This window comes from Pantoea sp. Taur (assembly GCF_009830025.1).
Taxonomy (GTDB): domain Bacteria; phylum Pseudomonadota; class Gammaproteobacteria; order Enterobacterales; family Enterobacteriaceae; genus Pantoea; species Pantoea communis.
Map to the genome: position 1 here is coordinate 61,239 of NZ_SZZZ01000023.1, position 16,144 is coordinate 77,382.

12 protein-coding genes are annotated in these 16,144 nt (G+C 54.8%); 9 read left to right on the top strand and 3 right to left on the bottom strand.

Translation table 11 applies throughout. The features are described 5' to 3' along the window. Window positions 1-379: 379 nt before the first annotated feature. Complete coding sequence (locus FD744_RS22260) at window positions 380-1,219, bottom strand: MurR/RpiR family transcriptional regulator (protein WP_160869447.1); 840 nt, start codon at window positions 1,217-1,219, stop codon at window positions 380-382. A gap of 204 nt (window positions 1,220-1,423) precedes the next feature. On the opposite strand from FD744_RS22260, the gene yfhb reads away from it, so the two are divergent. Further along, window positions 1,424-2,062 carry a phosphatidylglycerophosphatase C gene (gene yfhb, locus FD744_RS22265; RefSeq protein WP_058959159.1) on the top strand — a complete coding sequence of 213 codons (639 nt, stop codon included), beginning with the start codon at window positions 1,424-1,426 and terminating at the stop codon, window positions 2,060-2,062. Between the two features lie 23 nt (window positions 2,063-2,085). Next, window positions 2,086-2,613, top strand: coding sequence for a tRNA adenosine(34) deaminase TadA (gene tadA / locus FD744_RS22270; protein ID WP_160869449.1), 528 nt, complete (start codon window positions 2,086-2,088; stop codon window positions 2,611-2,613). Here the strand turns inward: tadA and mltF are convergent. Then, on the bottom strand, window positions 2,610-4,067 hold the full coding sequence (gene mltF, locus FD744_RS22275) for a membrane-bound lytic murein transglycosylase MltF (RefSeq protein ID WP_160869451.1): 1,458 nt from the start codon (window positions 4,065-4,067) through the stop codon (window positions 2,610-2,612). The two genes, tadA and mltF, sit on opposite strands and share 4 nt — an antisense overlap. Before the next feature lie 270 nt (window positions 4,068-4,337). Here mltF and purL point away from each other — a divergent pair, with 270 nt between their 5' ends. The 5 genes from purL (at window position 4,338) to glnB (ending at window position 12,889) form a co-directional block, all read left to right on the top strand. Further along, the gene (purL, locus tag FD744_RS22280) at window positions 4,338-8,228 is read left to right on the top strand and encodes a phosphoribosylformylglycinamidine synthase (RefSeq protein ID WP_160869453.1); all 3,891 of its coding nucleotides are present in this window, start codon (window positions 4,338-4,340) and stop codon (window positions 8,226-8,228) included. 680 nt (window positions 8,229-8,908) lie between these two features. Next, complete coding sequence (locus FD744_RS22285) at window positions 8,909-10,336, top strand: HAMP domain-containing sensor histidine kinase (RefSeq protein ID WP_160869455.1); 1,428 nt, start codon at window positions 8,909-8,911, stop codon at window positions 10,334-10,336. A 3-nt stretch (window positions 10,337-10,339) separates the two neighbouring features. After that, window positions 10,340-11,011, top strand: a complete 672-nt coding sequence (gene qseG, locus FD744_RS22290; protein ID WP_160869457.1) for a two-component system QseEF-associated lipoprotein QseG — start codon at window positions 10,340-10,342, stop codon at window positions 11,009-11,011. A 2-nt stretch (window positions 11,012-11,013) separates the two neighbouring features. Then, entirely contained in the window at window positions 11,014-12,345 is a 1,332-nt protein-coding gene (gene glrR, locus FD744_RS22295; protein WP_160869459.1) for a two-component system response regulator GlrR, read from the top strand. A gap of 205 nt (window positions 12,346-12,550) precedes the next feature. Next, the gene (gene glnB, locus FD744_RS22300; RefSeq protein WP_034825643.1) at window positions 12,551-12,889 is read left to right on the top strand and encodes a nitrogen regulatory protein P-II; all 339 of its coding nucleotides are present in this window, start codon (window positions 12,551-12,553) and stop codon (window positions 12,887-12,889) included. A 49-nt stretch (window positions 12,890-12,938) separates the two neighbouring features. Here glnB and hmpA read toward each other — a convergent pair whose 3' ends face one another. Then, window positions 12,939-14,123 (bottom strand): NO-inducible flavohemoprotein, encoded by a 1,185-nt coding sequence (hmpA, locus tag FD744_RS22305; RefSeq protein WP_160869461.1) that lies wholly within the window; start codon window positions 14,121-14,123, stop codon window positions 12,939-12,941. A 338-nt stretch (window positions 14,124-14,461) separates the two neighbouring features. On the opposite strand from hmpA, the gene glyA reads away from it, so the two are divergent. Together glyA and FD744_RS22315 are read left to right on the top strand one after the other, a co-directional pair. Beyond that, complete coding sequence (gene glyA / locus FD744_RS22310) at window positions 14,462-15,715, top strand: serine hydroxymethyltransferase (protein WP_160869463.1); 1,254 nt, start codon at window positions 14,462-14,464, stop codon at window positions 15,713-15,715. A 134-nt stretch (window positions 15,716-15,849) separates the two neighbouring features. Then, the coding region (locus tag FD744_RS22315; protein WP_202403675.1) for a transposase domain-containing protein at window positions 15,850-16,144 on the top strand (295 nt) is incomplete at its 3' end.

Here is a 16,144-nt window from a genome sequence, read left to right on the forward strand (position 1 = left end):
CCTTATCATAAAACCGGCTTATAAGGTCGCATGGTTTATTGCGCGGGATCAAACAAAGCGAGGATTGCGTCACTCAAGCAAAATTTATCAAAGGTTAGATAGGAATTAGGAATACTCCGAGTTACCATTTTGTGCGGTAATTATCCGCATAAATGTTTGTCGTAAGCACCATGATAAAAATTAACTCGTTGAAAGAAATGTTTTTAAAGCAGCAATGCATTCAGTGTGGAGTTGCGCGAGGGTGGCTGGCGCGTAGGATGTCTGATGATGCCTCTTTATGCGATGAGTGCCTGCATAACTTGCAGCATGCGAGCCGCCAGGCCTGTCGTCACGATTCTGCTTCGCAAAGTAAAAAGGCCGAATAACGGCCTTTTTTGTATCACACCAGTTTTTTCACCAGCTCTTCGCTGTGTCGAATGTGGCTTGAGGCGCGTTCAGGATCGTGCTGCACCAATGCCATAAACAGCAGATCCGTCAGCGCCAGTTGTGCACTGGTGGATGAGATTGCGGCACTGCGCGTGCTTTGCTCTTCAGCAACCGTGTACAAGCAGATTGAAGCGCACTGCTGCAGTGAGTTGGGGGTAAAGCCGGTAAAGGCCAGTACGTCCACACCCAGCTGCGCCGCTTCCTGCGCCGCAAGGTTAATTTCACGCCGCTCACCGGTATAGGAAATCGCCAGCAGCACATCGCCCGGCGCCATTGCTTGCACGCTCGCCAGTAAAGCATGCATATCCTGCTCAGCCACCGCGTTGATGCCAATCTTCATCAGCTTCCACGAGAAATCTTTCGCCACCAACCCTGAAGCGCCGATGCCCACAAGCAGAATGCGGTTGGCGTTCTTCAGCAGCTGCAGGGTTTGCAGCAGTTTCTCTTCGCTGTTGATATCCAGCGTGGCGCGAATAGCAGAAATCTTCTCAGTCAGTAATTTTTCGCCGACCACCTTGAGGGGATCGTCGCTGAGAATATGATTGTGCACGGTGATGGCGTCGCGATCCGCCAGCGATTCACTCAGTGCCAGTTTCAGCGCCGGAAATCCCTTATAGCCCAGTTTCTGGGCAAACTTCACCACGCTCGACTGGCTGACGCCCGATTCCTCAGCCAGTTTTTGTGAACTCAGATGCCGTGCCCGATCCGGCTGCGACAGCAAAAAATCCGCCAGCCGACGCTCATTTAGCGCCAGTCGAGGATAGAGCTGGCGAATTCGCAGCAATGAACTCATGTTCGATCCTTAATCCATCTAATCCCGCTTGAGCTTAGTCTCTTTTCGCACCATCAGGTTTTAATGACAGCACGCCGATACAAAGAATAAACTATTCAGCTGGCATTGTGGCGTCAGGAATTAAAAATGACCGCTTTCGCCCCCGCCGTTGAAGCTGGCTACACTGTAGGGCAAGCCGTAGAAAGGAAAGATAAGGAGTGGAGTTTGACAAAGGGTACGCAACGCCGCGTGGTGTTTTTCGATCTTGATGGCACGCTGCATCAGCAGGACATGTTTGGCACCTTTATGCGTTATCTGCTGCGACGCCAGCCGATCAACCTGTTGCTGGTGGTGCCGCTGTTGCCGGTAATTGGCCTGGGAATGCTGTTTAAAGGACGCGCCGCACGCTGGCCAATGAGTTTACTGCTGTGGGCCATTACTTTTGGCCACAGTGAGCTGCGCCTGCGTCAGCGTGAGGCCGCGTTCGCGACATGGTTCCGCGAGCGCGTCACCGCTTTTCCGGTGGTGCAACAACGTCTGACCGATTATCTCAGTAGCGATGATGCGGATGTGTGGCTGATCACTGGTTCACCACAATCACTGGTGGAGCAGGTCTATTTCGATTCGGCCTTTCTGCCGCGCGTACAGCTGATTGCCAGTCAGATGCAACCCGGTTTAGGGGGACGCGTGCTGGCCATGCGTTGCCTCGGGCATGAGAAGGTCGCTCAACTCGAAGAGAAGATTGGTACACCATTGCAACTCTACAGCGGTTACAGCGACAGTAAACAGGATAACCCGCTGCTGTTCTTCTGCCAGCATCGCTGGCGGGTGACACCTCGCGGTGAGCTGCAACAGCTGGAGTGAATCATGCGGCGATTCCGTCTATAATGCGCCGCCTTAAAATCCGCAGGAGCTGCCCGGTGAACCCACAAACTGATGAATATTGGATGCGCCGTGCGCTGGAGCTGGCGCGTCGCGCGTGGGAACAGGGCGAAGTGCCGGTGGGCGCGGTATTAGTGCAGGGCGATAAAGTGATTGGCGAAGGCTGGAATCGACCGATTGGTCAGTGCGACCCGACCGCGCATGCCGAAATCATGGCGCTGCGGCAGGGCGGCAAAATCCTCGAAAACTATCGCCTGCTTGATACCACCTTGTATGTGACCCTTGAGCCCTGTGTGATGTGCGCCGGTGCGATGGTGCACAGCCGGATTACGCGACTGGTGTATGGCGCAAAGGATGAGAAAACCGGCGCAGCGGGTTCGCTCATGGATGTGATTGGCCATCCGGGCATGAATCATCAGATCCAGATTGATTGCGGTGTGTTGGCAGAAGAGTGTGCCGGAATGTTAAGTGATTTCTTCCGCATGCGCCGCGAGCAAAAGAAAGCGCTGCGTCAGGCGCAGCGCGAAGGTTAGTTCATCGCAATCTTAGGTTCGACCGCCGGGTAACCGGCGCCCAATTCGGCTTCCAGCGCCGACTGCTGAGCGATGCGCTTCTCCTGCTCCTGCAGATATCCCACCAGACTGATCTGATACTTACGGATGTTCTCGACATAGTTGTAAGCTTCATGGCCGCGCGCGTAACCGTAGGAGGTTTGCGCGTAATAACGCTTCTGGCTCAGCATCGGCAGACGCTGTTTGACATCGGCCCAGCTATCAGGATTACCGCCTTGTTTGGCCGTCAGCTTGCGGGCATCCAGCATGTGCGCATAGCCCATGTTATACGCCGCCAATGCAAACCAGATGCGCTCATCATCAGGGATGGTGTCCGGCACCTTCTCCATCATACGTTGCAGGTATTCGCTGCCGCCACGGATGCTCTGCTCAGGATCAAGGCGATCGTTGACGTCGAGGCTGTCAGCGGTGTTACGCGTCAACATCATCATGCCGCGCACGCCGGTCGGTGAGGTCGCCTGCGGATTCCAGTGCGACTCCTGATAAGAGATGGCTGCCAGCAGACGCCAGTCCATGCTCGCCGCGTATTTCTCAAACAGCGGTTTGATATCTGGCAACGTGTTATCAATCGCGCGCAGGAAAGTGCGGGTATCCACGTAATCAAAAGTGCCAACGTGACCGAGATACTTCTCTTCGAGGCGCGCCATTGTGCCTTCTTCGCCCATCTGGCTGTAGAAGTCGAGCATTGCCGCATTCAGACTGTCATCATCATTGCGTGGCAGATACCAGGTGACCGGTTCTTCATCGGTGATGTCGAATGCTACGGCCAGCTGCGGATGGATGCGCTGCAATAAGCCGATGGTGACCGAATCGCCCACGGTGTAATCCAGCTTGCCGTCGGCGACGGCTTCCAGCAGCGCTTTCTGTCCCTGATCGGTAGAAATCGCCCAATCGAGATCGGGATAGCTGTCAGCTTTTGCGGAACGTAAAGTTGACAGATATGCCGAACCGGACTGCACAATCAGGCGGCCTTTCAAATCGCCGAGATTCTTCGGCCGTGGCTTATCAATGCGGTACACCAACTGCTGCGAAACAGAGTAGTAGCTCGGTCCACTTTGATAGTGGGCAAGGCGTTCACCGTTGTAGATCAGCCCAGCTGCGAGCAAATCCGCCTTACCATCATCCAGATCGTCAAACAGATCGCCGAGGTTCGGACGCACCGTAACCTCAAGTTTGACGCCAAGATAATCGGCGAAGCGTTTCGCCAGCTCGTAATCCATACCGGCTGGTGCATTATTGATGGTGTAGTAAGTCAGCGGGGAGTTGACGGTACTGATGCGCAGCACTCCACGTGATTTAATCTGTGATAACGCGTCTTTTCCGCCCCCGTACCAGGGGATGGAAGGCCACAGTGCCAGCGCAAGCAGCACGGTGATCAGACCGATAAACAGATAGTTTAATTTCAGGCGTTTCAAATAGTTGTCTCGTAATGGCTCACAGGCCTCTGTCTTTTGAAGGCAGTATTTGTGTTGTTTTTACTCCCAGAGCGAGGGGCATTTTGCGCAACAAAGTGCAGCAGGGCAACTTATATAGCAAGAATTGTGCAAAATTCAGCCAAATGCTGAGTGCCAGATTTTATGCGCAAACGGTTTCGTAACCCGTGCTGTTTCTCTATAATACCGCCCGTTTTCCCCTGTTGCGCCCAATGAAGCGTCGCCCGGCGCTTCGAAGACGAGAGATCTTTGATGATGGAAATTCTGCGTGGTTCGCCCGCTCTGTCGGCATTTCGTGTAAACAAACTGCTGACCCGCTTTCAGGACGCTCACCTGCCAGTGAGTGATATTTACGCCGAGTACGTCCATTTTGCCGATGTCAGTGCACCGCTCAGTGCGGATGAACATGCCCGCCTGCAACGTCTGCTGAAATACGGTCCTTCTCTCGCCGAGCACGCGCCACAAGGGCGTTTGTTACTGGTGACGCCGCGTCCCGGCACCATTTCTCCGTGGTCATCAAAAGCCACCGATATCGCGCACAACTGCGACCTGCCCCAGGTTATCCGCCTCGAACGCGGTATGGCTTTCTATGTGCAGGCGCCGCAGCTGACGGAAGCGCAATGGCAACAGCTGGCTAGCCTGCTGCATGACCGCATGATGGAGACCGTGTTCGGTGACCTGAATGATGCGCAGCAGTTGTTCGCACACCATGAACCACAGCCGCTGAAAAGCGTTGATGTGCTGGGTGCCGGTCGCATTGCACTGGAACAGGCCAACACCACGCTGGGCCTGGCACTGGCCGATGACGAAATCGACTATTTGCTGAATGCCTTCACCAAACTGGGCCGCAATCCGAACGACATCGAGCTCTATATGTTTGCTCAGGCAAACTCAGAGCACTGCCGTCATAAAATCTTCAACGCCGACTGGATTATCGACGGTGAAAAACAGCCGAAGTCGCTGTTTAAAATGATCAAAAACACCTTTGAACACAATCCTGAGCACGTTCTGTCTGCTTATAAAGACAACGCCGCGGTGATGGAAGGTTCAAAAGTGGGCCGCTTCTACGCCGATGCGCAGAAGGGCGAATACACCTTCCATCAGGAAGAGGCGCATATCCTGATGAAGGTGGAAACCCATAACCACCCGACCGCGATTTCGCCGTGGCCAGGTGCTGCGACCGGTTCCGGTGGTGAAATCCGTGATGAAGGCGCAACAGGACGTGGCGCGAAGCCGAAAGCGGGCCTGGTCGGTTTCTCCGTTTCCAACCTGCGTATTCCGGGTTTTGAACAGCCGTGGGAAGAAGATTTTGGTAAGCCGGAGCGTATTGTTACCGCGCTGGATATCATGACTGAAGGCCCACTGGGCGGCGCAGCGTTCAACAACGAATTTGGCCGTCCTGCACTGAACGGATACTTCCGTACTTATGAAGAGCGCGTGAACAGCCATAATGGCTCAGAACTGCGTGGCTACCATAAGCCGATCATGCTGGCGGGCGGTATTGGTAACATCCGTGCTGACCACGTGCAGAAGGGTGAGATCGTCGTCGGCGCGAAACTGATCGTGCTCGGCGGACCCGCGATGAACATTGGCCTCGGCGGCGGAGCAGCCTCTTCAATGGCCTCTGGTCAGTCTGATGCGGATCTGGATTTTGCATCTGTCCAGCGTGACAACCCGGAAATGGAGCGTCGCTGCCAGGAAGTGATCGACCGTTGCTGGCAGCTGGGCGAAGCCAACCCGATTCTGTTCATCCACGACGTCGGTGCTGGCGGTCTGTCGAACGCGATGCCAGAGCTGGTGAGTGATGGTGGCCGTGGCGGTAACTTCAACCTGCGCGACATCCTCAACGATGAGCCAGGCATGAGCCCGCTGGAAGTGTGGTGTAATGAATCCCAGGAACGTTATGTGCTGGCGGTGGCACCGGCTCAGCTGGCGCTGTTTGACGAGCTGTGTAAGCGTGAGCGTGCACCTTATGCGGTGATCGGTGAAGCCACCGAAGAGCTGCATCTGAACCTGGCGGATAGCCACTTCGATAACAACCCTATCGACATGCCGCTGGACGTGCTGTTGGGCAAAACGCCGAAGATGACGCGTGATGTTGCCACTCAGCAGGCCAAAGGCGATGCGCTGGTGCGTGACGGCATTACCGTGGCTGACGCCGTTAATCGCGTACTGCATCTGCCAACTGTGGCAGAGAAAACCTTCCTGATTACCATCGGTGACCGTTCGGTAACCGGTATGGTGGCGCGTGACCAGATGGTCGGCCCATGGCAGATCCCGGTAGCGAACTGTGCAGTGACCACCGCCAGCCTGGATAGCTATCACGGCGAAGCCTTCTCACTGGGCGAACGTGCTCCAGTCGCCTTGCTGGACTTCGCTGCCTCAGGCCGTTTAGCGGTCGGTGAAGCGCTGACCAACCTGGCAGCCACCTCCATTGGTTCCCTGCAGCGCGTGAAGCTCTCTGCAAACTGGATGGCCGCAGCAGGTCACCCAGGCGAAGATGCCGGTTTGTATGCCGCAGTGAAAGCGGTTGGCGAAGAGCTGTGTCCGGCGCTGGGCATCACGATTCCAGTGGGCAAAGACTCGATGTCGATGAAAACCCGCTGGCAGCAGGGCACCGAAGAGCGTGAGATGACCTCGCCGCTGTCGCTGGTGATCACCGCCTTTGCGCGTGTAGAAGATGTGCGCCGCACCGTAACGCCTCAACTGCAAGCTGACCAGGATAACCTGCTGTTGCTGATTGATTTGGGCAACGGCGCAAACACCCTGGGTGCTACCGCGCTGTCACAGGTTTACCGTCAGTTAGGCGATAAGCCAGCCGACGTGCGTGATGCATCGCAGTTGGCAGGTTTCTTCAACGCCATTCAGGCGCTGGTGGCCGAGCAGAAGCTGCTGGCTTACCATGACCGTTCTGATGGCGGCCTGCTGGTAACACTGGCAGAAATGGCTTTCACCGGTCACTGCGGTATCGAAGCCGATATCGCCGCGCTGGGTAACGATGCGCTGGCAGCACTGTTCACCGAAGAGCTGGGTGCAGTGATCCAGATTAATGCCGCTGATCGTGCAGCCGTTGAGAAAGTGTTTGCCGACCATGGTCTGAGCAGCAATGTGCATGTGATTGGTCAGGCGCTGCCGGGCGATCGCTTTGTCATCCGCTCTGGCGACAGCGCGGTGTACAGCGAAAGCCGTACCACGCTGCGTACCTGGTGGGCAGAGACCACTTGGCAGATGCAGCGTCTGCGTGACAACCCTGCCTGTGCCGATCAGGAGCACGAAGCGAAGAAAGACGACAACGATCCTGGCCTGAACGTTCATCTGACCTTCAAGCCAGAGGAAGATGTTGCTGCGCCGATGATCGCCACAGGCGCGCGTCCTCGTGTTGCCGTGCTGCGTGAGCAGGGCGTGAACTCCCACGTTGAGATGGCAGCTGCCTTCCACCGTGCTGGTTTCACCGCAGTCGATGTGCACATGAGCGATCTGCTGGCGGGCCGCCGTGGCCTGGAAGAGTTCCAGGCGCTGGTCGCGTGCGGTGGCTTCTCTTACGGTGACGTATTGGGTGCCGGTGAAGGTTGGGCGAAGTCGATTCTGTTCAACGGCCGTGTGCGTGACGAGTTCGAAAACTTCTTCCACCGTCCACAGACGCTGGCACTGGGCGTATGTAACGGCTGCCAGATGATGTCGAACCTGCGTGAGCTGATTCCGGGCAGCGAACTGTGGCCGCGCTTCGTACGTAACCAGTCTGAGCGCTTTGAAGCTCGTTTCAGCCTGGTTGAAGTGGCTGCGAGCCCATCGTTGCTGCTGGACGGCATGGCCGGTTCTCATATGCCAATTGCCGTGTCGCACGGTGAAGGCTTCGTGGAAGTTCGTGACGGTGCACATCTGGCTCAGCTGGAAAGCAAAGGTCTGGTGGCGCTGCGCTTTGTGGACAACTTCGGTAAAGTGACCGAAAACTACCCAGCCAACCCGAACGGCTCGCCGAACGGTATCTCTGCGGTCACCAACGAAAGCGGTCGTGTCACCATTATGATGCCGCACCCAGAGCGCGTGTTCCGCACCGTGAGCAACTCCTGGCACCCAGCAGAATGGGGCGAAGACAGCCCGTGGATGCGTATCTTCCGTAACGCACGTAAGCAGCTGGGCTAATTTAGCCGACTGCATCAGAGGCCGCCGCAAGGCGGCCTTTCTTTTGGCCGGCTGGTCCAGACTCACTCACTCACTCACTCACTCACTCACTCACTCACTCACTCACTCACTCACTCACTCAATCAATCAATCCATTACGCCATGACCTACTTTGGCTGGCTCGCAAAATTGTCGGAAATTAGCGACAAACACGATAATGATGTGTCGCTAAATGGTGACATTTAATTTATTGATTTGTATTGGATCAATTTTTCACACTCTATCTCGTTGCTGATCAGCGACACTTTCGTCAGACCAGCCGGTCCGCTTTTTCATAAAAAACTGCGTCGCACCTCGCATTACTCTGATAATCAATGCTATTTCATTTCTGGCACGATAGTTGCTATACTCACTACGTTGCTCATTCTCCTGTCTATGATTGCCCCGCACTGCGGTTGAGCTCATAAAATTCGAATGACGCACCAAACGGAGCCTGCCGTCCACCCAACCGATAATCGCTTGCTTTGCAACGTTATCAAGCATCGGACGCAACGTTGAGTTAGGCTCCACCTAATTTGCAAGCGATGCTGCGGCGTCGCTCTCACGGCAGCCCAAAAGGGCTGCCGTTTTCCTTTCGGTACTTTCTTCCCTATTGATACTTCGTTAGCATGCCAGCAGCTCACATTAAAGGATGCGCGGTAGTGAAGAGATGGCGTCTGTTTCCCCGATCCCTGCGGCAGTTAGTCTTGATGGCTTTTTTGCTGGTCCTGTTGCCATTGCTGGTGTTGGCGTGGCAAGCCTGGGAAAGTTTGTCTGCGCTCAGTAATCAGGCCGCAGATACCAATCGCAATACCTTTACCGACGTACGCCGCAGCGAAGCGATGGCGCGCACGGCGCTCGAGCTGGAGCGCAGTTATCGTCAATATTGCGTGTTAGGGGATGCCACCTTGCAAAAGCTTTATCAGACGCAGTGGACGCGGTACGGTCAGATGCTCACCAGCCATGCGGATAGCCTGCCGGATCTTCCTTCCTTCAAAGCGTTGCAGGAAACCTTGCCGCAGCTCGCCAGCGTGCAGTGCGACAACGGTAACCCAGTGGCAAAAGCCGCAACGGCCCTCGAACATTTTTCTGATGTCAATGCGCAAATGGTGCAGGCGACGCGTGAAGTGGTATTTTCGCGTGGCTTGCAGCTTCAGCGCGAAATCGCCGATCGCGGCCAGTTTTTCGGCTGGCAGGCGCTGATTCTGTTTCTGATCAGTCTGGCACTGGTGCTGCTGTTTACCGGCATGATCATCGGCCCGGTTAAACGCGTTGAACGGATGATTAACCGACTGGGGCAAGGCAAAGCGCTGGGTGACAGCGTGAGTTTTCGCGGCCCTCGTGAAATCCGCTCACTCGGTCAGCGCATCGTGTGGCTGAGCGAGCGCCTAAGTTGGCTGGAAGAGCAGCGACATGAGTTTCTGCGTCATCTCTCACACGAACTGAAAACCCCGCTTGCCAGCTTACGAGAGGGCACGGAATTATTGGCCGATCAGGTGGCTGGGCCGCTCAATGCGGAACAGCAAGAAGTGGTCGCGATTCTTGATACCAGCAGCCGCCATTTGCAGCGTCTCATCGAACAACTTTTGGATTACAACCGCAAACTGGCGGATGGCCCCATGGCGCTGGAGCCGGTAGCAATCAATGACATCGTTGATGCGGTCGTTAAAATCCATTCATTGCCCGCCGGTGCACGTCAGATCACCACCCATGTTGATCTTCAGGTGGCGCACTGTCTGGCAGAGGCAACATTGCTGCAAAGGGTCATCGATAACCTCTATTCGAACGCCGTGAACTACGGCAGCGAATCCGGTAACATCTGGCTGCAGAGCCAACAGAAAGGCAACCAGGTGTGGATTGAGGTGGCGAACACCGGCACACCGATTCCGGCTGAAGAGCAGGCGATGATCTTTGAGCCCTTTTTTCAGGGTAGTCAGCAGCGCAAAGGGCCAGTTAAGGGCAGTGGGCTGGGCTTAAGCATCGCCAAAGATTGTCTGCGCAGGATGCAGGGCGATTTGCAATTGGTAACGCGCAAGGATGCGGATGTCTGTTTTCGAATCATTTTGACGACCAGTGCCGGGAATGCCTGATTAATGAAACACACCCTGATTAAACTTTTTAGCTGCGCGTTGGTGGCATTCGGCTTGAGTGCCTGCCAGACAGCGCCGACGGGCAGCGCGTTGCACGATGGCACCAATCTTCCTGAGCCAGAAGTGCGGCTGCCAGATTATCTGGCGACCGATTGTCAAAACGTGTGGAAGATTGAAACGCCAGCAGCGATGAGCAACCCCCTTTACTGGCAGCGTGCTATCGACTGCGGTGAGCGATTATCGCCTGCGGAAGCACGGGCTGAAGCGCGTCGCTGGCCGGTTCAAGGCTGGTCGCGTGCTTTTAAACAAGGCATTTTGCTGGCAAATGGCAATGTGACGCCTTTTGAGCGCCGACAGTTCGTGGATACGTTAGATGGCTACAGCGCCTCCTATCCTGCCTCCGTGCGTCCGTTACTCATGCTGTGGCGCAGCAACCAGGCGGCGCAATTGGCATTAAGCGGTGAACGCAGTCGCTACGCTGCACTTCAGCAAAGTCACGATTCCGAACTGGATAGCCTGCGCCAGCAGCAAACCAAACTGCGTCAATCACTGGAGGAGACTCAGCGTAAGCTTGAGCGCTTAACTGACATCGAACGCCAGCTCTCGTCACGTAAACCGGCGGACAGCAGCGATACATCGCACGGCGCCAGTGATGCACAAAGTGAGGAGCAGTGACCATGAAACAGTCTGCACGTTTACTGCTGGTGGATGATGATCCCGGCCTGCTTAAACTGCTTGGCATGCGCTTAAGCAGTGAAGGCTATCAGGTGACCACCGCCGCAAGTGGCCCGGATGCGCTGCGCCAGTTGCAGAAAGAGAAAGTTGATCTGGTGATCAGCGATCTGCGTATGGATGAAATGGACGGACTGGCGTTATTTGGCGAAATCCAGAAACGCCATGCGGGTTTGCCGGTGATCATTCTTACGGCGCACGGCTCGATCCCCGAAGCGGTTTCTGCCACGCAGCAGGGCGTATTCAGTTTCCTGACGAAACCGGTGGATCGTGACGCGCTGTATAAAGCCATTGATGAAGCGTTAGCACAGCGCGCGCCCGTCAGTGATGATACCTGGCGTGAAGCGGTCGTGACGCGCAATCCACTGATGCTGCGTTTGCTGGATCAAGCGCACATGGTGGCGCAATCCGACGTCAGCGTGTTAATCAATGGCCAGAGCGGTACCGGAAAAGAAGTGCTGGCTCAGGCGATTCACGCCGCCAGCCCGCGTGCAAACAAGCCGTTTATTGCCATTAACTGTGGTGCGCTACCGGAGCAACTGCTGGAGTCTGAGCTGTTTGGTCACGCCAAAGGGGCTTTCACCGGTGCCGTGAGTGCGCGTGAAGGGCTGTTTCAGGCGGCGGAGGGTGGCACGCTATTTCTTGATGAAATTGGTGATATGCCACAGGCATTGCAGGTCAAACTACTGCGCGTCTTGCAGGAGCGAAAAGTGCGTCCGCTGGGCAGTAATCGGGATGTCGATATCAACGTGCGCATCATCTCGGCCACGCATCGCGATCTGCCCAAAGCGATGGAGAAAAAGAGTTTCCGCGAGGATCTCTACTATCGCCTCAATGTGGTGAATCTGAAGATTCCGGCGCTACATGAACGTGCAGAAGATATTCCGCTGTTGGCGAACCATCTCTTGCGCCAATCGGCCGAACGCCATAAACCCTTCGTGCGCAGCTTCTCTGTGGATGCGATGAAACGTTTAGTGGGGGCCAGTTGGCCAGGCAACGTACGCCAGCTGGTGAACGTGATCGAACAGTGTGTCGCGCTGAGCACGTCTCCGGTGATCAGTGATGCGCTGGTGGAGCAGGCGTTAGCGGGTGAAAATACTGCGCTGCCGACTTTTGTTGAGGCGCGTAATCAATTTGAGCTCAACTATCTGCGCAAATTGCTGCAAATGACCAAAGGAAATGTCACTAACGCTGCGCGTCTGGCTGGACGTAACCGTACAGAATTCTATAAGCTGCTGTCACGCCATGAGCTGGACGCCAGTGAATTTAAAGAGTAGCTTGCTGCGGCATATTGATTCATCCATTGACTACCCCAAATAATTTGAGTTGCAGTCAGACGGCAAACGAAAGCATCCCGATGAGCTTACTTCTTCAAGCGATTTGGGGAAAAGAGAGCCGCCAACCCCTCTGCAACTTGAAGCAGGACGGGTATATACTACTTGTTATCCGTCCATCATGGAGGGAGTGAAAAAAGGATCTGTCATGAAAAAGATCGATGCAATTATTAAACCATTCAAACTCGATGATGTGCGCGAAGCGTTGGCTGAAGTGGGCATCACCGGGATGACGGTCAGTGAAGTGAAGGGCTTTGGTCGCCAGAAAGGCCACACTGAGCTGTATCGTGGCGCGGAGTACATGGTCGATTTTCTGCCAAAAGTGAAAATCGAAATGGTGGTCGGTGATGACATCGTCGACACCTGCGTTGAAGCCATTATGAATACCGCGCAGACCGGCAAAATCGGCGACGGCAAAATCTTTGTGTTCGACGTGGCGCGCGTGGTGCGAATCCGTACCGGTGAAGAGGACGAAGAGGCGATCTAAGCCCCTTCGTTAGCCTGTTAAAAAGCCTGCATGATGCAGGCTTTTTTGTTTACAGCACTTTGTGCGGGCCAAAAACTTCATAATGGATACGATCGGCACTGATACCGGCATCGACCAGCTGCCGCGCGACAAACTGCATAAATGGCAGAGGGCCGCAGAGCCAGAACTGGCGGTCGGCCTGATTCAATTGGCTGGAGATGCCTGCGAGGTCCATGAATCCCTGCGCATCAAAACGGCCACTGTCCACGCTTTCCGGCTCGCGATACCAGATATGGCTGGTGAAATGTGGCAGGCGAGCACCTGTGGCTTGCACTTCATCCGCGAAAGCATGCTGTGTACCGCATTCGGCCGCATGCAGCCAGTTAACCGCGCCTGCATACTGCTGCTCGGCCAGGCTGGCTAACATTGCCAGCATTGGGGTTTGGCCCACACCGGCAGAAATCAGCGTGATCGGCGCGGTCCCTTTTGTTTGCAAATAGAAATCACCCGCTGGAGCCGTACATTGTACAATATCACCGACCTTCGCATGGGTGTGCAGCCAGCCGGAAACGCTACCGTGTTCTTCGCGCTTCACCGCGATACGATAAGATTTAGCGTTGGGGCGATGGGTGAGTGAATACTGGCGATGCTGGATATTCTCGTTACCTTCAGGTCGCAAACTAACGGCCAGGTATTGTCCGGGCAGGAAGTCGGCCACAGGCTGACCATCGTTAGGTACCAGTTCAAAGCTTTTGATCACCGAGCTTTCAGTGTTGATAGCACGGATACGGAAGTCCCGTGCGCCACGCCAGCCGCCGACTTTCTCTTCTGAGGCGCAATAAATCGCCTCTTCACGCTGGATAAACACATCCGCCAGCACCCCGTAAGCTTTGCCCCACGCCTGCAAAACGTCGTCGCCGGGATTGAGCAACTCTTCAATGGTCGCCAGCAACGTTTCACCGACTACCGCATATTGCGCGGGCTGAATATTCAGGCTGGTGTGCTTCTGCGCAATTTTCTCTACCGCCGGCAGCAGCACCGCCAGGTTCTTCAGGTTGCTGCCGTACGCGACAACGGCATTAAACAGCGCCTCACGCTGATTGCCGCTGCGCTGATTATTCATGTTAAAGACGTTTTTCAGTTCCGGATGTGCCGTTAACAAACGTTGGTAGAAGTGGCCGGTGAGTTGCGGGCCAAGCTGAGCAATAGCGGGCAGGGAAGACTTTACGGTAGCGATAGTTTGCGCATCAAGCATGGTGAATGCCTCACAGTGAATTTAAACATGTATTTTAAATGCATATTATGATCGTTCATCTGGCCTGTAAATCCCCTGTTTTGATTGCGGGTTAGGTGCTGAAGCTGGAAGCTGGCCCACAAACCTGAAAAATATTCCTCTCCAGCGTGAGCAAATATCGTGATTTACAGGATTGCAAAAAGGCGTAAAAAACCCGTTCCAGCGCCGTGCCAATCGTTTGCGTAAAAAGAGGGGATTGGCGCTACCGTCACCTGGCAAAACCGTTTACACTGTTGGCCTTCGCCCCCTAGCCGGGGCTTAAACTGCCGTTAAAAAGTTAGCTAGTCAGGAGATGCCGGATGTTAAAGCGTGATATGAACATTGCCGATTATGATGCCGAGTTGTGGCAGGCTATGGAGCAAGAGAAGGTGCGTCAGGAAGAGCACATCGAACTGATTGCTTCTGAAAACTACACCAGCCCACGCGTTATGCAGGCGCAAGGTTCACAGCTCACCAACAAATACGCGGAAGGGTATCCGGGCAAACGCTACTACGGCGGATGTGAATATGTTGATATCGTTGAGCAGCTGGCAATCGACCGCGCTAAAGCGTTGTTCGGTGCTGACTTTGCTAACGTGCAGCCGCACTCCGGTTCTCAGGCTAACTTCGCGGTTTACACTGCGCTGCTTCAGCCGGGTGACACCATTCTGGGGATGAACCTGGCGCACGGTGGTCACCTGACCCACGGTTCTCCGGTTAACCTGTCAGGCAAACTGTATAACGTTATCCCTTACGGCATTGATGAAACAGGCAAAATTAACTACGACGAACTGGCTGAGCTGGCTAAAACCCATAAGCCAAAAATGATCGTCGGTGGTTTCTCTGCTTACTCTGGCGTGTGTGACTGGGCAAAAATGCGTGAGATCGCTGACAGCGTTGGCGCTTACCTGTTCGTTGATATGGCGCACGTTGCGGGTCTGATCGCGGCAGACGTGTATCCAAACCCAGTCCCGCATGCGCACATCGTGACGTCAACCACCCATAAAACCCTGGCGGGTCCACGTGGTGGTTTGATCCTGGCGAAAAACGGCGACGAAGAGCTGTACAAAAAACTGAACTCCGCGGTGTTCCCGGGTGGTCAGGGTGGTCCGTTGATGCACGTCATCGCGGGTAAAGCCGTCGCTTTCAAAGAAGCGATGGAGCCAGAGTTCAAGGCTTACCAGCAACAAGTGGCTAAAAACGCAAAAGCGATGGTTGAAGTGCTGCTGGAGCGTGGCTACAACATCGTTTCAGGCGGAACCTATAACCACCTGTTCCTGATCGATCTGGTGAGCAAAAACCTGACCGGTAAAGAAGCCGATGCCGCACTGGGTCGTGCAAACATCACTGTGAACAAAAACAGTGTACCTAACGATCCGAAGAGCCCATTCGTGACCTCCGGTGTGCGTATCGGTACGCCAGCAGTGACACGTCGTGGCTTCAAAGAAGCAGACGTGCGTGAGCTGGCTGGCTGGATCGCTGACGTGCTGGACAACATCAACGACGAAGCGACCATCGAGCGCACCAAGCAGAAGGTACTCGATATCTGTGCGCGTCTGCCTGTGTATGCCTGATTTGGCACCATGCTGATGTGATTAAAAAGGATGGCGCTTGCCATAATGCCGATCAGTTAAGACAAAAATGATCGATTGAACGATCCGGCAGTTCTGCAAAAATCCGTAATCTCTCAGGGATTACGGATTTTTTTATGCTTCTCAGTCAGGCTCTCGATATCGTTCATAAGTTTACGCCTCAGGAATTCTCGGGGCTTTCCGATCTCCTTTCTCCTGAACTCATTGACGAGTGTCTCGCTGATACCGGGACAGTGACGTTACGAAAGCGCCGTTTATCGATGGAAATGATGGTCTGGGCTGTAACCGGCATGGCACTTTTTCGCTCCCATTCGATGACCCAGCTCGTCTCACACCTGGATATCCTTCTGCCGGGGAAAAGGCCCTTTGTTGCGCCCAGCGCAGTTGTGCAGGCCCGGCAGCGATTTGGAG